Raw genomic sequence first — 21823 nt, 5'->3', positions numbered from 1 at the left:
GTCGGGTGCGCCCCGCGTACTTTGCATGGCCGGACGCGCTCGCCCTGCCATGACACGCCCCTCCCCTGCATGCTCAGACGTGGAAGCCCACGCGACCGAGCGCCTCCATTTCCACCGACACAAACTGGCCCGGCTGGATGTATTCAGCCGGCGTTGCACCGCCAGCCATCACGATCCAGCCGGCTTGGAGCGGCTCGCCCGCGGCGGCTGACAGACGCGCCGCCGCGACCAGCGAACGCAGCGGATGGCCGAGCAGCGCCGCGCTCGACCCCACCTGCACGGTGCGACCGTTGATCGTCATGGCCAATCCCAGATTCGAGAAATCGACATGCGGATCGTGCCAGGCCCCAATCACGAAGCCGCTCGACGACGCGTTGTCGGCAATCACTTCCGGCAACGTGAACTTGAAGTCCTTGTAGCGCGAATCGATGATCTCGATGGCCGGCGCAATCGCTTCGACCGCCGCGAGCGCCTGCGGGCCCGTGACATTGCCGTCGAGCGGTCGCTTCAGGATGAAGGCGATTTCCGGCTCGACGCGTGGATGCACGTACCGCGTGAAGTCGATGGCCGTGCCCTCTTCGACCTGCATGCCGGACGTGAGGCGCCCCCATATCACGTCGGACAGTCCCATCTGCATCATCTTCGCCCGGCTGGTAAAGCCCATCTTCACGCCGACACGCGTTTCGCCGCGTGCGGCACGACGGGCGAGCGATGCGGCCTGAATGGCGTAGGCGTCGTCGAGCGACAGACGATTGTCGGTATCGAACTGCTCGACCTCGTGCGCGAAATGCGCCGCGTTGTCGAGCAGCGTTGCGTAGTCTTGAATGTGGCTCATCGTGCCGCCTCGCTGGCAGGTTCGAACACGGCGCGGACCGAGCCCAGGCCGTTGATGCGGGTCTCGAAAATATCGCCGGGCGAGACAGTGGCCATCGGGCCAAGCGCGCCCGAGAGCACCAGGTCACCCGCCTTGAGCGGCGTGCCCACCGCCGCCATCGTGCGGGCGAGCCACACCACGGCGTTGATCGGGCTGCCCAGGCAGGCCGCGCCCGCGCCGACGGACACCGGCTCGCCGCGACGCTCCATGACCATGCCGCACAGGCGCACGTCGAATTCGGCGAGCGTCTTCGGCGTGTTGCCGATCACGTAGGCCGACGACGATGCGTTATCGGCAATCGTGTCGGTGATGCGGATGTTCCAGTCGGCCACGCGGCTGCCGACGATCTCCAGCGCGGGCAACGCGTACTCGATGGCGTTGATGACGTCGAGTTGGCCCGGGTTGTCCACACGCAGATCCCTGCCGATGACGAAGGCGATCTCGGCTTCGATCTTCGGCTGCGTGAGGATCGAGGCAGGAATCGGCTCGCCGTCGCCATAGCCCATGTCGTCGAACAGCAAGCCGAAATCGGGCTGATCCACGCCGAGTTGCTTCTGCACGGCGACCGACGTCAAGCCAATCTTGCAGCCGACAGTGCGACGCCCGGCCGCCAGACGCCGCTCGGTGTTGATGCGCTGAATCGCATAGGCGTCGTCGATGGTGAGCGGCGCGTACGTCTCGCGCAACGGAGCGATGAAGCGGTGCAAGCGCCCGGCGTCGTGCAGCGCGTCGGCCGCCTGCTGCAAGCGCGCCTGCGTGGCGGCGTCGCGGGGTGAGGTCGCGCTCATCGGGCGTCCGCCCTGGCCGGCGCCGCCGGCTCATCCTTGGTGTGCTCGCCCACCGCCCAATGCGCGGCCGGTACTTGCGTCGCATACACGCGGATCGATTCGAGCGGTGCGCCGAGTGTTTCGTGGACGGTGCGTGCCACGGCCTTGACGCAGGCCTTCACGGTGGCGTCGTCGCGACCTTCCACCAAATGGATTTGTACGATTGGCATGAGGCTGTCCCCTGAAAATGCCGAAAAGAAAGCTTTCGGAGGAAGCCATCATGCGCGCGCCGAGAGATACCGTCCAATACCGATTTTCCAGATTCCGATACTATTTCGGTATCACACTATCCCGCCGGAACGGAGCCTTCCATGGACATCAAGCAGATGCGTTACTTTCTTGCCGTCGCGCAGGAAGGCCATTTCGGGCGGGCGGCACAGCGGCTGAACATGGCGCAGCCACCGCTCACCCGCCACATTCACACGCTCGAAGCCCAGTTGGGCACGCAGCTATTCGTGCGTACCCCCAAGGGCGCTACGCTGACCGCTGCCGGGCAAACGCTGCTCGCCGAAGTGCCGAACATCCTGGCGCTCGCACGCCGCGCCGAGGAGCAGACGCGCCTCGCCGGCGAAGGCTATATCGGGCGGCTCGACGTCGGCATCTTCAGCTCGGGCATTCTCAACGCGATTCCGCGCCTGCTGGCGAGCTTTCACACCGAGCGCCCCGAAGTGAAGATCGGTCTGCACAACCTGTCGAAGACCGACCAGATCGCGGCGCTGCGCGAGCGACGCATCGCCATTGGCTTCAATCGGCTGATTCCGGACGAGCCGGATCTCGTCGTCGACTGGATTCATCGCGAGCCGTTTCTCGTCGCGCTGTATGAAGGTCATCCGTTATGCGAGCGCGCGTCGCTGAGCTTGGCCGATCTCGATAACGAGCGAATGATCCTCTACCCGAATGCACCGGTCGCAGGACTCGCCGAGGAAGTCGCCGCCGCGTTTCGGGCCGAGGGGGTGACGTTGCGCGTGGAGCAGGAAGTGGAGGATGTAGTGACGTCGATCGCGCTCGTCGCGAGCCGCTTCGGCGTTTGCGTGACAACGGAGTCGGCGGCGAACCTGCGGCTGCCCGGCGTGGTGTACCGGCCGTTGAAATCACGACATCTGCGCGCCATCGAACTGAACTGCATGTACCGGCGCGACGACGATTCCCCGATTCTCAACGCCTTTCTCGCGCTCATCCGGCGCTCGCGCAATCGGCGTCACACCTTGGCGATGTAGCGCGTCGATCGATCCGGCGCTCCCGAGATCGGATGCAAACCGCCAAAATTGGATATCAATGACCGGCGGATTGTATCCAAAATGTCCTACTCGACAATCCATCCCGTCTTCTCCCCTGGCGCCGAATCGCCCCCTCGATTTTTCGATTCATCTCCGATTTCTTTAATTTTCAATCTGCGTAGTACTACGCATCATTGCTGTGACGACTCTTATTTTTTCCTTACGACTGTCTTGAAACGCTTTATTCATGCGGGTTTCACGGCATCACTGGATAGCTATTCCAATTTAACGGCGGATTACGCTACTATGGCGCATCGTTTCTGCCGCCTGCGGCAGGAGTGAGCCAATACCGACCGGGTTCCGCCGTCGATCAAGCGCACCGCACGACCGGGTGCTCAAAAAATACAAATCAAGGAGATGTCCACGATGCAGTTCCGTCACAAATCCCTGTTCGTCGCCGCTGCGCTTGCCGTCCTCGGCACGGGCGCCAACGCCGAGACCGTCAAGATCGCCATCGCCGGCCCGTTCAGCGGTTCGGTCGCCCAATACGGCGACATGGTGAAGGCGGGTGCGCTGACCGCCATCGACGAAATCAATGCGGCAGGCGGGGCGAACGGCAACAAGCTGGAAGCCGTGATGATGGACGACGCGTGCGAGCCGAAGCAAGCGGTCGCCGTCGCCAACAAGATCGTCAGCCAGAAGATCAAGTACGTGATCGGTCACGTGTGCTCGGGCTCGACGATTCCGGCATCGGACATCTATGAGAACGAAGGCGTGGTGATGATTACGCCGTCGGCGACTGCACCGCAGCTGACCGAAGGCAAGAAGCGTCACTTCATCTTCCGCACCATCGGCCGCGACGACCAGCAAGGTCCGGCGGCCGCGCAGTACATCATCAACAAGGTCAAGCCGAAGAAGGTGGCCGTGCTGCACGACAAGCAGTCGTACGGCCAGGGTATCGCCACGTCGGTGAAGAAAGACCTCGACGCTGCCAAGATCCCGGTTGTGCTGTTCGAAGGCATCAACGCCGGCGACTCCGACTACTCGGCCGTCATCACCAAGCTCAAGGCACAGGGTGTGGACTTCGTGTACTTCGGCGGCTACCACCCGGAAATGGGTCTGCTGTTGCGCCAGGCACGCGAGCAAGGTGTGAAGGCCACGTTCATGGGTCCGGAAGGCGTGGGCAACAAGGACGTGACGGCCATTGCCGGCCCGGCCTCGGAAGGCATGCTCGTGACGCTGCCCGCCGACTTCGCAGCCGACCCGGCCAACGCCAAGCTGGTGAAAGCCTTCGCGAGCGCCAAGCGCGATCCGAACGGTCCGTTCCAGATGCCGGCCTACACGGCGGTGCAACTGATCGCCAAGAGCATTACCGGCGCGAAGAGCACCGACTCGGAGAAGGTGGCCAAGTACCTGCACGCGAACACGTTCGACACGCCGATCGGCAAGGTGGCGTATGACGCGGCAGGCGATCTGAAGTCGTTCAAGTTCGTGGTCTACACCTGGCACAAAGACGCCACCAAGACCGCCGCCAACTGATTTCCTGACGCATTACCGGCCAGCGAATCCCCCCAGCCGCCCGCCGATCCCGGCGGGCGGCGTGCATTCGCGCTCGGCCCCCGCTCGTCGCGAGGCTTCCCGCATGAACGAATTTTTCCCGCAGTTTGCCCAGCAACTGGTCAACGGCCTGACGCTGGGCGCGATCTACGCGTTGATTGCCATCGGCTATACGATGGTCTACGGCATCATCGGCATGATCAACTTTGCTCACGGCGAGATCTACATGATCGGCGCCTACGTCGGTCTCGTCACACTGACGGCCATCGGTACCGCAGCGGGTTACCCGTTGCCGCTCGTGCTGGGCGCGGCGCTGCTGGTCTCGGTGCTGATCACCGGCCTGTATGGCTTTGCGATCGAGCGGGTGGCGTATCGCCCGCTGCGCGGCGGCCCGCGTCTCGGACCGCTGATCTCCGCCATCGGCATGTCCATCTTCCTGCAGAACTACGTGCAGATCGGCCAGGGAGCGCGCGACGTGTCCGTGCCGATGCTGATCTCCGGCGCCATCGATATCCCGATGGGTGACTTCACGGTGACCATTCCCTACGCTCGCATGCTGATCGTAGGGGTGACCGTCGCGCTGATGATCCTGCTCACGCTGTTCATCGCCAACTCGCGCATGGGACGCGCCTGCCGTGCCTGCGCCGAGGACATGCGCATGGCCAACCTGCTCGGCATCGATACGAACCGCGTGATCTCGTTCACGTTCGTGCTCGGCGCCATGCTCGCGGCCGTCGGCGGCGTGCTGATCGGCCTGACCATCGGCAAGCTCAATCCGTACATCGGCTTCATCGCCGGTATCAAGGCCTTCACGGCGGCGGTGCTGGGCGGCATCGGCAGCGTTCCCGGCGCCATGCTGGGCGGTGTACTGCTGGGGCTGGCGGAAACGCTCGCCTCGGGCTACATGCCTTCCGAGTACAAGGACATCGTGGCGTTCTGCCTGCTGGTGCTGGTGCTGCTGTTCCGCCCCACCGGCCTGCTGGGCAAGCCCGACGTCGAGAAAGTCTGAGGTCGACCATGACACAACCACTCACGCTCAAGTCCGGCGCCGCCCAACGCGCACCGGCCGGAGGCACGCTCAAAGGTGCGGTCATCTCCGCACTCGTGACGATCGTGCTCACCGCCCCCATCCTCGGCCTGCAACTGAAGCTCGACGGCTACCGCGTCGTGATCGAGCAGCACTGGCGTCCGGTCTGGATCGCCGCTGCCGTCGTCTTCGTGTTCCAGATGCTCAAGCCGTTCCTGCTGCGCTCGACGCGTGCCGTGAAGCTGCCCGCCATGCCTACCCTGGGACGCCGTCAACAACTGAGCGCGGTGTGGGTGCTGCTCGCCATCGGGCTCGTGTGGCCGTTCGTCGGCTCGCGCGGCGCGGTGGACGTCGCAACGCTCGCGCTCATCTACTGCGTGCTCGGCCTGGGCCTGAACATCGTCGTGGGGTTCGCCGGCCTGCTCGATCTGGGCTACGTCGGCTTCTACGCGGTAGGCGGCTATACCTATGCCCTGCTCAACCAGTATTTCGGCCTGACCTTCTGGGAATGCCTGCCGATCGCCGCGCTCATGTCGGCCACCTTCGGTTTCCTGCTCGGCTTCCCCGTGCTGCGTCTGAGGGGTGATTATCTGGCCATCGTGACGCTCGGCTTCGGGGAAATCATCCGCCTGCTGCTCAACAACCTGACGAGTCTCACCGGCGGGCCGGACGGCGTGTCGGGCATTCCGAAGCCCAGCGTCTTCGGCATCGAGATGGCGCGATCATCGAGTGTCGATGGCGTGAAGACATTCCACGAACTGATCGGCTTGCCGTATGACGGCTCGCACATGGTGATCTATCTCTACCTGCTGGCGTTTGCGTTGGTGGGCTTCACGCTGTTTGTCACCAGCCGCCTGATCCGCATGCCGATTGGCCGCGCCTGGGAAGCGTTGCGCGAAGATGAAATCGCGTGCCGCTCGCTCGGCCTGAACCCCACGCGCATCAAGCTCTCCGCGTTCACACTGGGGGCATCGTTCGCCGGGCTCGCCGGCGCATTCTTTGCCGCACGTCAGGGGCTGGTCACGCCCGAATCGTTCACGTTCATCGAATCGGCGCTGATCCTCGCCGTGGTCGTGCTCGGTGGCATGGGCTCGCAGATCGGCGTGATTCTCGCGGCCATTTTGCTGACCGTCCTGCCGGAGGTCGCGCGCGACTTTGCCGAATACCGCATGCTGATTTTCGGCCTGGTGATGGTGCTGATGATGATGTGGCGTCCGCAGGGCCTGTTGCCCGCCACCCGCCCGCACGTGGAGCTGCCGCAATGAGTGCACCCCTATTGAAACTCTCTGGCCTGCAGATGCGCTTCGGCGGTCTGCTGGCCGTCGATGGCGTCGATTTCGACGTCCGATCGCACGAAGTCTTCGCCATCATCGGCCCGAACGGCGCCGGCAAGACGACCGTCTTCAATTGCGTTGGCGGCTTCTATCGCCCCACGGGCGGCTCGATCACGCTCGACGGCGACAACATCACCGGCCTGCCGAGCCATAGCGTGGCGCGACGTGGCCTCGTACGCACGTTCCAGAATATCCGCCTGTTCCGCCAGTTGACGGTGGTGGAAAACCTGCTCGTTGCACAGCACATGCGCGTGCATAGCGGCTTTCTGCAAGGGCTGTTCTCGACGAGCGCGTTCCGTCGCGCCGAACGCACGGCGCTCGAGCGCGCCAAGGCGTGGCTCGACCGGTTGGGCCTGACAGCCGTCGCCAACCGCGAGGCCGGCACGCTGTCGTACGGACACCAGCGACGTCTGGAAATCGCACGCTGCATGATCACCGAGCCGCGTCTGCTCATGCTCGACGAACCGGCCGCCGGCCTCAATCCGCAAGAGAAGGTCGAGTTGCAGCAACTCGTCGACAACCTGCGTCACGAGTTCGGCATCTCAGTGCTGCTGATCGAGCACGACATGAGCCTCGTCATGGGCGTGTCGGACCGGATTCTCGTGATGGAACACGGCAAGCCGATCATGACCGGCAAGCCCGACGAGGTGCGGCGCGACCCGCGCGTCATCAAGGCCTACCTCGGGGAGGAATAATGCTCAAGCTGGAACAGATCCATACCCATTACGGGGCCGTCGAGGCGCTCTCGGGCGTGTCGATCGAAGTGAACAAGGGCGAGATCGTCACGCTCATCGGCAGTAACGGCGCGGGCAAGACCACATTGATGATGACCGTATGCGGCACGCCGCGCGCATCGAGCGGACGCGTCATGTTCGAAGGTCGCGACATCACGGGATGCGCCACGCACGACATCATGCGCATGGGGCTGGCGATTTCACCGGAAGGCCGCCGGGTATTTCCGAGTCTGACGGTCATCGAGAACCTGAAGATGGGCGGCTTCTTTGCCTCCAAGGATCAAATCGATGCCGGGATGGACCACGTCTTCAAACTGTTCCCGCGGCTCGCGCAGCGCGGCAAGCAGCGCGCCGGCACGATGTCGGGCGGCGAACAGCAGATGCTGGCGATCGGGCGTGCACTGATGAGCCGTCCGCGCCTACTGTTGCTCGACGAACCGACGCTCGGCCTGGCACCGCTCGTGATCGCGCAGATCTTCGATATCATTCGTGCGATTCGCGAAGAAGGTGTCACCGTGTTTCTGGTGGAGCAAAACGCGAACAAGGCGCTGCACGTGGCCGATCGCGGCTATGTGCTCGAGACCGGTCGTGTCGTACTCGCCGACTCGGCCGCAAACCTGCTTGCGAACGACGACATCAAGCGCGCGTATCTCGGCGCCTGACATTGCGTCACGGCCTGGCGCACGCGGGATCGACGTCAAAAGCAAAATGGAAAATGGGAACGTCCCCTTCGGGCGCTCCCATTTTTCATTCGGCGATGCGAGTGTGCGCCCCGCGACCTTGTGAAGGTCGGCGCGTCACGTCATCAGTTCGACCAGTTGATCGAGCGCCTTGCCCCAACCGTCGTGGAATCCCATGGCCTCATGTTGCGCACGGGTCGCTTCGTCAGCATGCATGGCAATGGCCGTATAACGCGTGCCTTTGCCGTGCGCCTCCATGAGCACGGCGGCGGTGAAGAGGAAGCCACCATGTTCCGCGACCGGCGCAGGGGCCGGACGAAACCCCGGCAGCACAGCATTCGTCCATACTAGCCGCGCGTTCTCCACCACTTCGAGGTAACACCCAACGTTCGGAAAGTGCTGCCCCTCCGGCGAACGCATGACCGTACGAAACAATCCCCCTGGACGTAGGTCGATCTCGCACGCAACGGTCTGCCAAGGCACAGGCGTGAACCATCGTTTGAGATGTTCCGGTTGCGTCCACGCGGCCCAGACGCGCTCGCACGGCACATCGACATAACGCTCCAGCACCAGATCCAGCGTCGGATCGACGGAGAAAAGACTGGCTTGACTCATGTTCACGTCTCCTTCATCTGCAAAAGATAGTCATCGAGTTGATCGAGACGGCGCGCCCACCTGTCGCGTTGAAAGCCTAACCAGTCCTGTGCGCCGGCCAAGGCCTCGGTGGCCAGCGCGTAGGTGCGAACGCGCCCGGTTTTGTGCGAGACAACCAGACCGCTGTCCTCCAGCACACGTAAGTGCTGGGAGAAGGACGGTAATGCCATCGAGAACGGACGCGCCAATTCGCTGACAGACGCCGAGCCCAACGTCAGGCGCTCGACGACCGCGCGTCGCGTGGGATCGGACAACGCCAGAAAGATCCGATCCAGCGGAATGGAATGCTTAGTCATTTGCCTGACTATAGTCCCCGCCATTACTTAGGTCAACACCTAACTATCAGGGAATTGCGACACTCGGGCGGACAGACCTCGCCTGCGCCAAGCCGATTCTTCCGCGATTCGAATCGAACGCCGCCGGAATTGTCCATCCCGGCCGATTCCGCGGGGCGTTCCGTGCGAGATTCGGGCGCAGACGGACACCGGCATGGCGTAGAATAGAGCCTTTCCAAATTCCGCCCTGCGTTGTCCGCTATGCCGTTGGCCACTACAGAAGAAATCATTGCCGAGCTGAAGGCCGGCCGCATGGTTGTCCTCGTCGATGAGGAAGACCGCGAAAACGAAGGCGACCTGGTCATGGCGGCCGAGTTCGCGACGCCTGAAGCCATCAACTTCATGGCCAAATACGGCCGCGGCCTGATTTGCCTCACCCTCACGCAGGCGCGCTGCAAGCAGCTCAACCTGCCGCTGATGACCTACCGCAACGGGACCCAGTACGGCACCGCGTTCACGCTGTCGATCGAGGCGGCCGAAGGCGTCACCACGGGTATCTCGGCGGCGGATCGTGCCCACACGGTTCAGACGGCCATTGGCCGCGACGCGCGTCCGGAGGATATCGTCCAGCCGGGCCACGTGTTCCCGATCATGGCGCAGCCCGGCGGCGTGTTGGTGCGCGCCGGTCACACCGAAGCCGGTTGCGACCTGACGGCGATGGCCGGTCTCACGCCCGCCGCCGTCATCTGCGAGATCATGAACGACGACGGCACGATGGCACGCCTGCCGCAGTTGCTGGAGTTCGCCGAGCAGCACAACATCAAGATCGGCACGATCGTCGATCTGATCCACTACCGCAGCCGCACCGAATCGATGATCGAGACGGTCGCCACGCGCGAAATGCAAACCGCGTGGGGCCCGTTCCAGGCGACCCTTTACCGCGACAAGCCGAGCGGCAATCCGCACCTCGCGCTGGTGCGCGGGGTTCCGAACCCGGCCGACGAAACGCTCGTGCGCGTGCACGAACCGCTCTCGGTGCTCGACCTGCTCGAGACCGGCGTGTCGACCCACTCCTGGACCCTCGCGGGCGCGATGCAAGCGATTGCCGAAGCGGACAAAGGGGTTGTCGTGCTGCTGAACTGCGTGGAGACGCCCGAGCATCTGTTCAATCAGTTCGAAGCGCTCGACGAAACCGAGCAGGCGGCGCGCGCCAAGCGCCGCCCTGTGGACTTCCGCACGCACGGCGTTGGCGCGCAAATCTTGCGCGAGCTGGGCGTCGGTAAAATGCGGGTGCTCTCGAGCCCGCGCAAAATCCCCAACATGGCAGGTTATGGTCTGGAGGTCACCGGCTTCCAGCCGATGCCCGGCGCACCGGGCGCCTGAATAGTCTTGTATCGATGGCCCGCCCGCCAGTGGCAGCGGGGCATCATCTTGCCGAGCCATGCCTGTCTCGGGCATGCCGGCACAACGTTGGCCGCACCGCCTGGACGGTACGTTTTTAGAGGAAGCCCATTATGGACATCGGACAATATCAGCCCGAACTCGACGGTGAAGGCCTGCGCATAGGCATTGTGCAAGCACGATTCAACGACGCCGTTTGCACGGCACTTCGCGCCGCTGCCGTGGCCGAACTCGACCGCCTCGGCGTCGATGGCGACGACGTGCTGCTCGTCACGGTGCCCGGCGCATTGGAAATTCCGCTGGCATTGCAGAAGATGGCCGAATGCGGCCAGTTCGACGCGCTGATCGCGCTCGGCGCAGTCATTCGCGGCGAGACATATCACTTCGAACTGGTCTCGAACGAGAGCGGTGCCGGCATTTCGCGTATCGGTCTCGATTTCGGCATTCCCATCGCCAATGCGGTGCTCACGACCGAGAACGACGAACAGGCCGAAGCGCGCGCCGCCGAAAAGGGCCGCGATGCCGCCCGCGTGGCGGTGGAAATGGCCAATCTGCTCGAAGCGATCGACATGCTCGGTGGCGACGACGGATTGGACGAAGACGAAGACGAAGAAGAGGAAGATCGGTAATGAAGAGTGCTCGCCGCCGCGCGCGCGAATTTGCGTTGCAAGGGTTGTATCAATGGCTGCTCTCGCGCGACCACGCGGGTGAGATCGATGCGCACCTGCGCACCACCCCCGGCTACGACAAGGCCGACCGCACTCACCTGGATGCCCTGTTGCACGGCAGCATCCGTGAGGCGGACGCCTTGTCGCAGCAACTCCAGCCCTACCTGGACCGCCCGGCCGCCGAACTGTCGCCGGTCGAGCATGGGGTGCTGGTCATCGGTGCCTACGAACTGATTCACCACCTGGACATTCCGTACCGCGTGGTCATCAACGAGGCGGTCGAACTCGCCAAGACCTTTGGCGGTGTCGAAGGCTTTCGCTACGTGAATGGCGTTCTCGACAAGTTTGCCGCGGAAGTGCGGCCAGACGAAGTCGCCGCGAATCGCAATGGCGGCCGCGGCAAAAGCGCATAACCCTACCCGAGGGTTGCGCAAGGTATCGCAGGCCGGCAGGCCTGACGATTCCTCCCGCCTCGCCTGCTCGGCCAACGGGGCAGTCGCCCCATAGCGCACGCCCCGCAAGTCCCTCACCCTCTCCTCACTGTCTCCCCCCGACATCATGGACCGCACGCCCGACCTCGCCCACGCCACACTGAAGCTGGCGCAACGTGTCGACGACATCGCCCCCTTTCACGTCATGGAATTGGCCAAGCAGGCTGCACTGCGCGAAAAGGCCGGGCATCACGTGATCCACATGGGGATCGGCGAGCCGGATTTCACCGCCCCCGAGGCGGTGATCGAGGCGGCGGTCAAAGCCATGCGCGACGGGCGGACCCAATACACGGGGGCGATGGGCATCCCCGCCCTGCGCGAGGCCATCGCTGGCTACTACCGTAGCTTTTACGGCGTGGAGGTCGAACCGTCGCGCATCGTCGTGACGGCGGGCGCGTCGGCCGCCCTCGTATTAGCGTGTGCCGCGCTGGTCGGCGTGGGCGACGAAGTGCTCATGCCGGATCCCTGCTATCCGTGCAACCGCCATTTCGTCTCCACGTTCGACGGCAAACCCGTGTTGATCCCCTCGGGCCCCGCGGAGCGCTTCCAGCTCACGGCCGAGCGCATCGAATCCCATTGGGGCGCGGCGACGAAAGGGGTGCTGCTCGCCTCGCCGTCTAATCCGACGGGCACGTCCATCGAGACCGACGAACTGGCCCGCATCGTCAAGGCCGTGCGCGCGCGCGGCGGCTTCACGCTTGTCGACGAGATCTACCAGGGCCTGTCCTACGACAGCCAGCCCACCACGGCGCTGTCCTTCGGCGACGATGTCCTGGTCGTGAGCAGCTTCTCGAAATACTTCAATATGACGGGCTGGCGCCTCGGCTGGCTGGTCGTGCCGCCGTCGATGGTGTCGACGTTCGAAAAGCTCGCGCAGAATCTGTTCATCTGCCCGTCTGCCGTGGCACAACATGCGGCGACGGCCTGCTTCCAACCGGAAACGATGGCGATCTTCGAGGCGCGCAAGTACGCCTTCCGCGAACGACGCGACTATGTCGTGCCGGCGCTCGAACGCCTTGGCTTCCAGGTTCCCGTGATGCCTGACGGTGCGTTTTACGTCTATGCCGACTGCACCGGCGTATCGCATCCGGACGCCGCCGACAGCGACCGCCTCACGCAGTCCCTCCTGCAGCAAGCCGACGTCGTACTCGTGCCGGGACTCGACTTCGGTTTTGCCGAGCCGCGTCGTTACATCCGCTTGTCGTATGCCACGTCGCTCGAGCAGTTGCACGAGGCGATGGACCGGATCGGACGGGTGTTCGCGGCGGGCTGAGTCGCCGCCCTGTCCAGTGTTCGGGACAGGAAAATGAAAAAACCCCTCGAATCGCTTCGAGGGGTTTTTTATTGGGCGGCGAGGTGCCTCTATATATAGAGCGCCATCGCGTACCGACGACCCGACGGGATACGATGCGCCGACCGAGGCGCACCGTGCCGCCGATAGCCGATCAGGCGGCGGTGCTGTCGTCCGCTTCGAGCGACTTGGCGGCAGCCTTGCCCACCGAGGCCGCGGGCGTAGCCACCGAGTCCGCGGACTCGCCCGACTTGCCGGCCGAGACCGGCTTCGCCACCGGCTTGGCCGAGCTGACGATCACCGGCGCTTGCGGCGCGTTGGGCGAGACCTTGTGTCCCATGGCAACGCTACGCAGTCGATCGCGCTCGGCGAGTACCTTGGCACCGTATCCACCGTCGCCCGCGCTGGTCGACCCCACGTAGCGGCGCAGACCGCCGGCGAGCGAGCCGCCGCTGGCGATGCATTCCTTCAGGATCAGCGCCCCCACCTTGATGTTGGCAATGGGGTGCAGTGCCGCCTCGGGACCGCCGAAGTACTCAAGCTTGTCGCGATGCACCTTCGACATCACCTGCATGAGGCCCTGCGCACCCACGGTACTTTCGGCATACGGGTTGAAGCCCGATTCGATGGCCATCACGGCCAGCAACAGCAGCGGATCGAGGCCCACTTCCTTGCCGGTCGAGTACGCCGCCCGCACGAGGTTGCCCGTGACATCACCAGCCACGCGATAGCGACGTGCCAAATAATCGGCGACGGCGATTTGCTCGCGCGAGTCCAACGGCTTGGTGGCGCGCGCATCGGCGGCCACACGCTGGTTCGGAATATAGGCCGCGAGCACTGCGGCCGACGGCACGTGCTGCGCCGCTTGCGCCATCATCGATGCGTCGGACGTCGACCGCTGAGCGACCACACTGCCGTTGCTGCCCGGATCGGCCGCATGGGCTGATCCCGTGGCTGCCTCGAGCAGCGGACCGACTTTCGACGCCAGGTCGGCGCGCCACGTCGGTTGCGCCCACAGCGCCAGCGTACCGACCACGGCAACCAGGCCCACCGCGCTGGACGTATAGAGCCCAACACGACCGCCGTGCCATGCGAGGCGACGCCAATCGCGACGAGCCAAGGCTACCGTTGCCGCGCCTCGCGCGCCGAGCGCACGGATCGCGGCCAGTAGCCAGGGTGATAAACCAGACTTCTTCATACTACGTACTCCGGTTACGCCGTCACCACGGGGTGGCCCCGGGGCGTATGGAAATGAGCCGTTATGCCCGCCAGGCATCCCGTGTAACGCTCATTTACGGCATAGGGAACAAGGCGGGGCATCGTGTGTGTCTTGGACGATGCCACTACCGCCGCAGCACGCCGACCTGTTCAGGTCTCTGGCGCTGACGAGCTATTGCCCGCGCTGCTTCCTAAAACACTGGTTTCCCGACCTCGGTGAGAAAACCAGCGACTGAAAATCCACGTCAGTGTTGTAGTTATCGCTAAGCTTGAGCGGGTCGGCCTACCCGTCTTCAAAGCCGCCTTTTTGGATTCAACGGGCGGATTGTAGCAGCCATATATAAACAGTCAATACTATTATCACGACAAAACATTACCAAAAGTAATTTGTAACAACGGTTTTGCCGTGACGTCTGGACACCTTGACCGGTAAAATGCCCTGCCTAAGCCCCGCGTTTACAAGGGTGTCACTCCGACTTTCCTGGAATTCAAACGGCCGTTTTCACCGGCCGTATGAATTTCGTAAAAATTTTTGGTAACGGTTTGTTTCATGAAATATGTCGATCTTCGTGACTTCACCGCGCAACTGGAGCGATCCGGCCAGCTTCGTCGCATAGACGTGCCGGTCTCGCCGGTGCTGGAGATGACGGCGCTCGCCGACCGTGTCCTCAAAGCGGCCGGCCCGGCGCTGTGGTTTGCGCGGCCGACCGGTTACGACATGCCCGTGCTGGCCAACTTGTTTGGCACCCCTGAACGAGTGGCGCTCGGCATGGGCGTCGATAAGGGCGAGAACGCGCTCGGTTCGTTGCGCGATATCGGTCGCCTGCTCTCAACGCTCAAGGAGCCCGAACCGCCACGCGGGCTCAAGGATGCGGGCAAGCTGCTGGGCATGGCCAAGGCCGTTTGGGACATGGCGCCTAAGGAAGTCGGCAGCCCTGTGTGTCAGGAGATCGTCTGGGAGGGCGACGATGTCGACCTCGCGCGTCTGCCGATTCAGACGTGTTGGCCCGGCGACGCCGCCCCGCTCATCACGTGGGGCCTGGTGATTACCAAAGGGCCGCATCGCAAACGCCAGAATCTTGGCATCTATCGCCAACAGGTCATCGGACGCAATCAGGTCATCATGCGCTGGCTCGCCCACCGGGGCGGTGCGCTCGACTTCCGTGAGTTCGCACAGGCGAATCCCGGCAAGCCTTTTCCGATGGCCGTCGCACTGGGCGCCGATCCGGCGACCATGCTCGGCGCCGTGACCCCCGTGCCCGATACGCTGTCCGAGTATCAGTTTGCCGGCCTGCTTCGCGGTAGCCGCACCGAGCTGGCCAAGTGTTTGACGCCGGGGCTGGAATCGCTGCGCGTGCCCGCACGCGCCGAGATCGTGCTCGAGGGCTTCATTTATCCCTCCGAGACACCGCCGAGCGTGCCCAACGGCGCCCCGCCGCCACCGACGCGCGGCGCGACGGCGGGGTACGCCCATGCGCTCGAAGGCCCCTACGGCGACCACACCGGCTACTACAACGAGCAAGAGTGGTTCCCGGTGTTCACGATCGAGCGCATTACCCTGCGCCGCAACGCGGTCTATCACTCCACCTATACGGGCAAACCGCCCGATGAGCCAGCCGTGCTCGGCGTCGCGCTCAACGAAGTCTTCGTGCCGCTGCTGCAGAAGCAATTCCCCGAGATCACGGATTTCTATCTGCCTCCGGAAGGCTGTAGCTATCGAATGGCCATCGTGCAGATGAAGAAGGCGTATCCGGGGCACGCCAAGCGCGTGATGTTCGGTGTCTGGAGTTTCCTGCGGCAATTCATGTATACGAAGTTCATCGTCGTGGTCGACGAGGACGTCGATATCCGGGATTGGAAGGAAGTCATCTGGGCCATCACCACGCGCGTCGATCCGACCCGGGACACAACGCTCGTCGACCAGACCCCCATCGACTATCTCGATTTCGCGTCGCCCACGGCAGGACTGGGCTCGAAGATGGGGATCGACGCGACTAACAAATGGCCCGGCGAAACGTCGCGCGAATGGGGACGCCCCATCGAAATGACCGCCGACGTCGACGCGCGCATGGCTGCGCTATATCGCGACCTCGGCCTGTAGGCCTGACTTTGGGACGAAGGGGCCTGAGGGTCGGCAGTTTCGCCGCCGATCCTCGTGGCCCAAGCCGTTCCCCGGTTCGGCACCACCGACGTCGCTCTCGCGCGGCCCCTTTCACACACGGCATCGGTCGGGCCGGACACGTTGCTGAAGGCGTGGCAACCGGCAACGTCGACATCGAGCAATTCTCCCCGGAAATGAAGTCCCCCTTGGTCTCGCTGGGGCGCACTTTTAATCTGACCCTTTAATAATTTGTAATAGGTGCTTTCCCGAGGCCGAGAACCGCGTCCTGTCTGGCTTGCGCGCACTCCGACCCACTGCCGTCACCCCGGAGCCCCTTGCGAAAGTGCCACAAAGTCCCACACGGCGGTGCCGGCTCGGGTAGAATCGCGATTTTTTTGCGATCGGCGACTCCGACCCCAATTCGGGTGATGCACGCGCCCGCGTGTGTTGCGCAGTCGGACAGACGTCGAAACTCGCGAAGCCCATCAACAGAAGTTGCGTCCGCCAGCGCCGTCCCCCCGCCGTCATTTTCCCGATGACGACGACCGGCCTGCGGACAGTTTGTCCGCCCTCGCGCAGCGTACCGCCCGCCCTCATCGGGACCGGTGCCTGCTCCCCCGGGCGTGGAGAAGACATCAAATGGATAACAATCAACCCCTCATGCGTAACATCGGGCCCTTCGCCCTGATGTTGACCGGTCTTGGTTCGATCATCGGCTCCGGCTGGTTGTTCGGTGCCTGGAAAGCCGCCAAGATCGCCGGCCCCGCCGCCCTTTTCGCGTGGCTCATCGGCGCCGTCGTCATCCTGGCCATCGCGCTCACTTACGCCGAACTCGGCGCGATGTTCCCCGAGTCAGGCGGCATGGTCCGCTACTCGCGTTATTCGCACGGCAGCCTCGTCGGTTTCATCGCCGCGTGGGCTAACTGGATTGCCATCGTCTCGGTCATTCCGATCGAGGCCGAAGCCTCGATTCAGTACATGAGTACATGGCCGTACGAGTGGACGCACGCGCTGTTTGTCGACGGCACGCTCAGTACGAGCGGCCTCATGCTCTCCGCGCTGCTGGTGATCGGCTACTTCATGCTCAACTACTGGGGCGTGAAGCTGTTCGCGCGCGCCAACACGGCCATCACACTGTTCAAGTTCGCCATTCCGGCACTGACCATTGCCGGCCTGATGATCGCGGGCTTCCACCCGGGCAACTTCAACATGGCGGAGCACGGCGGTTTCGCGCCGAACGGCATGTCGGCCGTGTTCACCGCCGTCGCCACGTCGGGCATCGTGTTTGCGTTCAACGGCTTTCAGAGCCCAGTGAACCTCGCCGGCGAAGCGCGCGACCCGGGGCGCAGCATCCCGTTCGCGGTGGTCGGCTCGATCCTGCTCGCCACTGTTATCTACCTGCTGCTGCAAGTGGCCTACATCGGCGCACTCTCGCCCGAGCAACTGGCCGGCGGCTGGCACATGGTGAGCTTCAGCTCGCCGTTCGCGGAATTGGCGATCGCACTCGGTCTGAACTGGCTGGCCATCGTGCTGTATTTCGATGCGTTCCTGAGCCCGAGCGGCACCGGCACCACCTACATGGCCACCACGAGCCGCATGATCTACGCGATGGAGCGCAACCGCACATTGCCCGCGATCCTCGGTCACGTGCATCCGCTGTATGGCGTGCCGCGCCCGGCGATGTGGTTCAACCTGGCGATCTCGTTCATCTTCATGTTCTTCTTCCGCGGCTGGGACTCGCTGGCCGCCGTGATCTCGGTCGCGACCGTGATCTCGTACCTGACGGGCCCGATCAGCGTGATGGCGCTGCGTCGCTCGGCCCCGAGCTGCACCGTCCGCTGCGCCTGCGAGGCCTGTCACTGATCGCACCGTTCGCCTTCGTGTGCGCGTCGCTGATTCTTTACTGGGCTCGCTGGCCGCTCACGGGTCAGATCATCGTACTGGTGATCGTGGCGTTGCCCGTCTACTTCTACTATCAGGCGAAGGATCGGTGGCAGGGTTTCGGCCGTGACCTCAAGGCATCGTGGTGGCTGATCGGTTACTTGCCGGCGATGGCGTTTTGCTCATATATCGGCAGCAAGGAATTCGGCGGTCTTGGCCTGCTGCCGTATGGCTGGGATATGGTGATTGTGGCCGCCATGTCGCTTGCGTTCTATCACTGGGGCGTGAAGGCCGGCTGGCGTACACCGTACCTGGCGGGTGAGCGTGAAGAAGACGTCGCCAGCATGGAAGGCATGCCCGCGCTCTCGCACTAAGCGCTCCGAACGTCGGCAGCGCCGACGGAAAAGCCCGCCTGCAATGCATTTGCGGCGGGCTTTTTTTACGTCATGCGCGGCATGCCGGGCACGCTCACCGATGGGCGCGCCGACGCTCGACGAACAGGCTGTTGCCCAGGGCGCGCTTGGCCATCTTCTTGGCATCCGCCGCCGCGGCCGAGACTTCCACGTGCGAAGGAAAGCTCTCCGGCGTGACCGCCACCACGCCGATCGACAAGCTCGTGATCGGGTGAAAGATGATCATGCCGCGACGATCTTCCGCTTCGAACCCGCCCGCCGCAATCTGATCCGGATGGAAGTATTCCGTCACGGCCTCGCCGAAGCGCGTGAGCGCATCGCGGCAGCGCGCCTCCCAGTCGGGGCTGCGGAACACCACCAGAAAGTCGTCGCCACCGATGTGACCAAGGAAGTCGCGCTCAGGGTTGCGCACCGCCATGAGCACGCGCGCAACCAGTTGGATCAGGTCGTCGCCGCGCCGGTAGCCGAACACGTCGTTGAACGGCTTGAAGTTATCGAGATCGACATAGCAGGCGTAGAACGACTGCCGCTCACCGATCATGCGATCCATGTAGTCGTCGATCGGCACGTTGCCCGGCAGCAGCGTGAGCGGGTTGGCGTACCGCGCCGCGTCGAGCTGCATATCGGTGATGTGACGCATCAGGGCATGGCCCTGCGCCACACCCAGATATCGCCCTTGATCGGTGACGATCAAACCGCCCGCGATTTGCCGGCTCGCGCCCTCGGCGATCATGCGACTCAGATCCTCCATGCGCGCGCTCTTGTCGAACGTGAGCGGGCGCGGCTCCATCACGGCCGAGCAAGGCTTGCGTCCATAGAGTTCACGCGTAAAAGGCCGAGCGAACCGGCCGATCAGCGACGCGCGGCCGATCAATCCCACGGCTCGGTCATGCTCGACCACCGGCAGCACATCGAGCGTCGCATCGCTCTCGAAACGCGCCACGACATCTTCGCTGCGGGTCTCCGGCGAGACAGGCGGCACATACGACGCGATTCGCTCCAGCGTCACATTGCCCGCGCCAAGTTGACTCGGTTGTTGATGCACATAGGCGCGGCGCTCGTTGACAACCGCCCGCACGTGCGCAGTGATCGCCCGTTGCGGCTTGGCTTCCGGACGCGCAATGAAATACCCCTGACCGAGGAAGATGCCGAGATCGCGCACGACCTGCAGTTCCTCGGCGTGCTCGATGCCCTCCGCGATGACCCGCGTGCCGCTCGTCTCCGCGATCTGGCGCATCGACCGCACGAACTGGAGTTTGACAGTGTCGGTGTCGATGCCGTCGACGAAATGACGGTCGATCTTGACGTAGTCGGGCCGCAGCTCGGACCACAGCCGCAGGCTGGCGTAGCCCTCGCCCATATCGTCGAGCGCCACTTCGAAACCCAGCGCGCGATACGCCGTGAGCGAAGCGCGCGTGCTTGCCAGATCCAGCGCGGGTGCATGCTCCGTGAGTTCGAGCACTACACGCTCGGGGGCGAGGCGCAGCGACTGGAGCATGGCAAATGTTTCGTCGAGACCGAGCGATTCGCTCACGCCGCCGACGGGATGGGCACGGGTGACCGGGCCGATGTTCAGGAAGAGGCGTTCCGGCAGATCCTGCTCGACGAAGCCACGCAGCACCGTGCGACGGCACGCCAGTTCGAGCGGCGCGAGCAGACCGTGACGTCGGGCTGCGGCGAACAGTGCCAGCGGCGAATGGATCGCCGTGCCGGCGGGCCCCGCACCAGCCCCTCGTAGCCGGCAACGCCCGACGTGCGAAAGTCGAGAATCGGCTGGAACACGCAGGTCAGACCGATACCCTCGCACAGCTCGGCGAGCCATGCGGCCTCGTCGGGTTCCGCATCGGGCACTGACGCCGCGACCGACGTCGATATCGCATCGTGCAATGTTCCAGGCGCGGCAAAGCGCTCCGGCGGACGTGTCGCGACAGGCGGGGGAAGGTTCAACGGGAACTCCGTAGGTCGGTGCGGTGCGCCGCCATCATGCAAATCGCATTGCGTTGTGCGGGCATGTGCCGGGCGCGTCCATGCCCATCGAAGGCGCGTTGCGCTCCGATGAAGCGTTTCACCCGTTCCCCGTGCTTCGCTTGCGGTAGCTGCTCTATGGCCCGTATCCGCGTCTTTTGACGGTGCCCGCAGGCACCCTCTTTTACTTGCCCTCAGGCTATCGCCGTTATTTGACAAATCTGTGACAGTGTCGGATTTGCCACACACGCCGAGACGGCGGAATCATCACCGTCGAACACCCTGGATATCCATCGCGTGAGCTCGGCATTCCTCCGGCATGGAGACGAAAAAAAACGGCAACGCCGCAAAGCGTTGCCGTTGCTTCGCGAGGGTGCCGCCGACCGGCGCGCCCTCCCGAACTTACCAGGCAGTGACCACCGAGCCGCCGAACTTCTTCTCGATGAAGGCCTTCACTTCCGGCGAATGGTAAGCCTTGATCAGCTTGGCCACCCAGGGCTTGTTCTTGTCGGCGGTACGGATGACCAGTACGTTGGCGTACGGGCCGCTGGCGTCTTCGATGGCGATCGAATCACGCTTCGGGTTCAGACCGGCTTCCATCGCGAAGTTGGTGTTGATGACGGCCACCGCCACATCGTCGAGCGAGCGCGGCAGTTGTGCGGCGTCCAGCTCCACGAACTTCAGCTTCTTCGGGTTGTCGACCACGTCGAGCGGCGTCGCCTTCAGACCGGCGTCGGCACGCAGCTTGAGCAAACCTTGCTTCTGCAGCAACAACAGGGCACGGCCGCCGTTGGTCGGATCGTTCGGCAGCGACACCTTGTCGCCCGTCTTCAGATCGGCCAGCGACTTGATTTTCTTCGAATAGATGCCCATCGGGAAGATCACGGTCTTGGCGATCGACTCGAGCTTGTAGCCACGGTCCTTCACTTGGGCGTCGAGGTACGGCTGGTGCTGGTAGCTGTTCGCGTCCAGGTCGCCCGACGACAGCGCGGCGTTCGGCTGCACATAGTCGCTGAACTCGATGACCCTGATGTTCAGGCCATCTTTGGCCGCAACCTTCTTCACTTCGTCGAAGATCTGCGCGTGCGGGCCGCCCGTGACACCGATCTTCAGATTGACGGCATCGGCGGCAGCCGCCGGCGCAGCGAATTGCGTGGCGAAAACCGTAGCGGCACCGACACCGGCCAGCAGTTTGAAAAGCGTGCGACGTTGCAT

The 21823-nt window shown here is 63.7% G+C and carries 19 protein-coding genes and 1 pseudogene; 12 read left to right on the top strand and 8 right to left on the bottom strand.

Going from position 1 to position 21823, the window contains the following annotated elements:
• Positions 1-73: 73 nt before the first annotated feature.
• The 3 genes from DRB87_RS05215 to DRB87_RS05205 are packed head-to-tail and all read right to left on the bottom strand — an operon-like array spanning position 74 to position 1871.
• Positions 74-835, bottom strand: coding sequence for a 2-keto-4-pentenoate hydratase (locus DRB87_RS05215; RefSeq protein WP_130025125.1), 762 nt, complete (start codon positions 833-835; stop codon positions 74-76).
• Positions 832-1662 carry a 2-keto-4-pentenoate hydratase gene (locus tag DRB87_RS05210; RefSeq protein WP_130025124.1) on the bottom strand — a complete coding sequence of 277 codons (831 nt, stop codon included), beginning with the start codon at positions 1660-1662 and terminating at the stop codon, positions 832-834. The genes DRB87_RS05215 and DRB87_RS05210 overlap by 4 nt, the downstream gene beginning before the upstream one ends.
• On the bottom strand, positions 1659-1871 hold the full coding sequence (locus DRB87_RS05205; RefSeq protein WP_017235294.1) for a tautomerase family protein: 213 nt from the start codon (positions 1869-1871) through the stop codon (positions 1659-1661). Before DRB87_RS05205 ends, DRB87_RS05210 begins: the two co-directional genes overlap by 4 nt.
• A gap of 141 nt (positions 1872-2012) precedes the next feature.
• On the opposite strand from DRB87_RS05205, the gene DRB87_RS05200 reads away from it, so the two are divergent.
• The 6 genes from DRB87_RS05200 (at position 2013) to DRB87_RS05175 (ending at position 8232) form a co-directional block, all read left to right on the top strand.
• Positions 2013-2918, top strand: coding sequence for a LysR substrate-binding domain-containing protein (locus DRB87_RS05200; RefSeq protein ID WP_130025123.1), 906 nt, complete (start codon positions 2013-2015; stop codon positions 2916-2918).
• A 426-nt stretch (positions 2919-3344) separates the two neighbouring features.
• Positions 3345-4457, top strand: coding sequence for a branched-chain amino acid ABC transporter substrate-binding protein (locus DRB87_RS05195; protein ID WP_130025122.1), 1113 nt, complete (start codon positions 3345-3347; stop codon positions 4455-4457).
• Positions 4458-4560: 103 nt separating this feature from the next.
• The gene (livH, locus tag DRB87_RS05190) at positions 4561-5484 is read left to right on the top strand and encodes a high-affinity branched-chain amino acid ABC transporter permease LivH (protein WP_017235291.1); all 924 of its coding nucleotides are present in this window, start codon (positions 4561-4563) and stop codon (positions 5482-5484) included.
• A gap of 8 nt (positions 5485-5492) precedes the next feature.
• Positions 5493-6767: a high-affinity branched-chain amino acid ABC transporter permease LivM gene (locus tag DRB87_RS05185; protein ID WP_130025121.1), complete on the top strand. Its 1275-nt coding sequence runs from the start codon at positions 5493-5495 to the stop codon at positions 6765-6767.
• A complete protein-coding gene (gene livG, locus DRB87_RS05180) occupies positions 6764-7531 on the top strand; it encodes a high-affinity branched-chain amino acid ABC transporter ATP-binding protein LivG (RefSeq protein WP_130025120.1) in 768 nt (255 codons plus the stop codon). Before DRB87_RS05185 ends, livG begins: the two co-directional genes overlap by 4 nt.
• Entirely contained in the window at positions 7531-8232 is a 702-nt protein-coding gene (locus DRB87_RS05175; protein WP_130025119.1) for an ABC transporter ATP-binding protein, read from the top strand. Before livG ends, DRB87_RS05175 begins: the two co-directional genes overlap by 1 nt.
• A gap of 135 nt (positions 8233-8367) precedes the next feature.
• Here DRB87_RS05175 and DRB87_RS05170 read toward each other — a convergent pair whose 3' ends face one another.
• Both DRB87_RS05170 and DRB87_RS05165 read right to left on the bottom strand, forming a co-directional pair.
• Positions 8368-8865: an SRPBCC family protein gene (locus DRB87_RS05170; protein WP_130025118.1), complete on the bottom strand. Its 498-nt coding sequence runs from the start codon at positions 8863-8865 to the stop codon at positions 8368-8370.
• Between the two features lie 2 nt (positions 8866-8867).
• Positions 8868-9200, bottom strand: coding sequence for a helix-turn-helix transcriptional regulator (locus DRB87_RS05165; RefSeq protein ID WP_130025117.1), 333 nt, complete (start codon positions 9198-9200; stop codon positions 8868-8870).
• A 240-nt stretch (positions 9201-9440) separates the two neighbouring features.
• On the opposite strand from DRB87_RS05165, the gene ribBA reads away from it, so the two are divergent.
• From ribBA to DRB87_RS05145, 4 genes are all read left to right on the top strand, one after another.
• Positions 9441-10562 carry a bifunctional 3,4-dihydroxy-2-butanone-4-phosphate synthase/GTP cyclohydrolase II gene (gene ribBA, locus DRB87_RS05160; protein WP_017235287.1) on the top strand — a complete coding sequence of 374 codons (1122 nt, stop codon included), beginning with the start codon at positions 9441-9443 and terminating at the stop codon, positions 10560-10562.
• 131 nt (positions 10563-10693) lie between these two features.
• Entirely contained in the window at positions 10694-11209 is a 516-nt protein-coding gene (gene ribH, locus DRB87_RS05155) for a 6,7-dimethyl-8-ribityllumazine synthase (protein ID WP_130025116.1), read from the top strand.
• Positions 11209-11661 (top strand): transcription antitermination factor NusB, encoded by a 453-nt coding sequence (gene nusB / locus DRB87_RS05150; RefSeq protein ID WP_130025115.1) that lies wholly within the window; start codon positions 11209-11211, stop codon positions 11659-11661. Before ribH ends, nusB begins: the two co-directional genes overlap by 1 nt.
• A gap of 145 nt (positions 11662-11806) precedes the next feature.
• A complete protein-coding gene (locus tag DRB87_RS05145) occupies positions 11807-13012 on the top strand; it encodes a pyridoxal phosphate-dependent aminotransferase (protein WP_130025114.1) in 1206 nt (401 codons plus the stop codon).
• A 172-nt stretch (positions 13013-13184) separates the two neighbouring features.
• Here DRB87_RS05145 and DRB87_RS05140 read toward each other — a convergent pair whose 3' ends face one another.
• Positions 13185-14228: a lytic transglycosylase domain-containing protein gene (locus DRB87_RS05140; protein ID WP_130025113.1), complete on the bottom strand. Its 1044-nt coding sequence runs from the start codon at positions 14226-14228 to the stop codon at positions 13185-13187.
• A gap of 570 nt (positions 14229-14798) precedes the next feature.
• On the opposite strand from DRB87_RS05140, the gene DRB87_RS05135 reads away from it, so the two are divergent.
• Positions 14799-16349, top strand: a complete 1551-nt coding sequence (locus DRB87_RS05135) for a UbiD family decarboxylase (protein WP_130025112.1) — start codon at positions 14799-14801, stop codon at positions 16347-16349.
• A gap of 639 nt (positions 16350-16988) precedes the next feature.
• Positions 16989-18604, top strand: a pseudogene (locus DRB87_RS05130) (APC family permease).
• Positions 18605-18698: 94 nt separating this feature from the next.
• On the opposite strand, the gene DRB87_RS05125 reads toward DRB87_RS05130, so the two are convergent.
• Complete coding sequence (locus tag DRB87_RS05125) at positions 18699-20465, bottom strand: EAL domain-containing protein (RefSeq protein WP_130025111.1); 1767 nt, start codon at positions 20463-20465, stop codon at positions 18699-18701.
• Between the two features lie 545 nt (positions 20466-21010).
• Entirely contained in the window at positions 21011-21823 is an 813-nt protein-coding gene (locus tag DRB87_RS05120; protein WP_130025110.1) for a MetQ/NlpA family ABC transporter substrate-binding protein, read from the bottom strand.

This window comes from Pandoraea sp. XY-2 (assembly GCF_004193915.1).
In the GTDB taxonomy this organism is placed as follows: domain Bacteria; phylum Pseudomonadota; class Gammaproteobacteria; order Burkholderiales; family Burkholderiaceae; genus Pandoraea; species Pandoraea cepalis.
This window is presented reverse-complemented; position numbering and strand designations above follow the sequence as displayed.

What these genes read in the sequence shown, in the direction of transcription:
- DRB87_RS05215 (WP_130025125.1), bottom strand. Translation starts at nt 835, where the DNA reads ATGAGCCACATTCAAGACTACGCAACGCTGCTCGACAACGCGGCGCAT.
- DRB87_RS05210 (WP_130025124.1), bottom strand. Translation starts at nt 1,662, where the DNA reads ATGAGCGCGACCTCACCCCGCGACGCCGCCACGCAGGCGCGCTTGCAG.
- DRB87_RS05205 (WP_017235294.1), bottom strand. Translation starts at nt 1,871, where the DNA reads ATGCCAATCGTACAAATCCATTTGGTGGAAGGTCGCGACGACGCCACC.
- DRB87_RS05200 (WP_130025123.1), top strand. Translation starts at nt 2,013, where the DNA reads ATGGACATCAAGCAGATGCGTTACTTTCTTGCCGTCGCGCAGGAAGGC.
- DRB87_RS05195 (WP_130025122.1), top strand. Translation starts at nt 3,345, where the DNA reads ATGCAGTTCCGTCACAAATCCCTGTTCGTCGCCGCTGCGCTTGCCGTC.
- livH (WP_017235291.1), top strand. Translation starts at nt 4,561, where the DNA reads ATGAACGAATTTTTCCCGCAGTTTGCCCAGCAACTGGTCAACGGCCTG.
- DRB87_RS05185 (WP_130025121.1), top strand. Translation starts at nt 5,493, where the DNA reads ATGACACAACCACTCACGCTCAAGTCCGGCGCCGCCCAACGCGCACCG.
- livG (WP_130025120.1), top strand. Translation starts at nt 6,764, where the DNA reads ATGAGTGCACCCCTATTGAAACTCTCTGGCCTGCAGATGCGCTTCGGC.
- DRB87_RS05175 (WP_130025119.1), top strand. Translation starts at nt 7,531, where the DNA reads ATGCTCAAGCTGGAACAGATCCATACCCATTACGGGGCCGTCGAGGCG.
- DRB87_RS05170 (WP_130025118.1), bottom strand. Translation starts at nt 8,865, where the DNA reads ATGAGTCAAGCCAGTCTTTTCTCCGTCGATCCGACGCTGGATCTGGTG.
- DRB87_RS05165 (WP_130025117.1), bottom strand. Translation starts at nt 9,200, where the DNA reads ATGACTAAGCATTCCATTCCGCTGGATCGGATCTTTCTGGCGTTGTCC.
- ribBA (WP_017235287.1), top strand. Translation starts at nt 9,441, where the DNA reads ATGCCGTTGGCCACTACAGAAGAAATCATTGCCGAGCTGAAGGCCGGC.
- ribH (WP_130025116.1), top strand. Translation starts at nt 10,694, where the DNA reads ATGGACATCGGACAATATCAGCCCGAACTCGACGGTGAAGGCCTGCGC.
- nusB (WP_130025115.1), top strand. Translation starts at nt 11,209, where the DNA reads ATGAAGAGTGCTCGCCGCCGCGCGCGCGAATTTGCGTTGCAAGGGTTG.
- DRB87_RS05145 (WP_130025114.1), top strand. Translation starts at nt 11,807, where the DNA reads ATGGACCGCACGCCCGACCTCGCCCACGCCACACTGAAGCTGGCGCAA.
- DRB87_RS05140 (WP_130025113.1), bottom strand. Translation starts at nt 14,228, where the DNA reads ATGAAGAAGTCTGGTTTATCACCCTGGCTACTGGCCGCGATCCGTGCG.
- DRB87_RS05135 (WP_130025112.1), top strand. Translation starts at nt 14,799, where the DNA reads ATGAAATATGTCGATCTTCGTGACTTCACCGCGCAACTGGAGCGATCC.
- DRB87_RS05125 (WP_130025111.1), bottom strand. Translation starts at nt 20,465, where the DNA reads ATGGCTCGCCGAGCTGTGCGAGGGTATCGGTCTGACCTGCGTGTTCCA.
- DRB87_RS05120 (WP_130025110.1), bottom strand. Translation starts at nt 21,823, where the DNA reads ATGCAACGTCGCACGCTTTTCAAACTGCTGGCCGGTGTCGGTGCCGCT.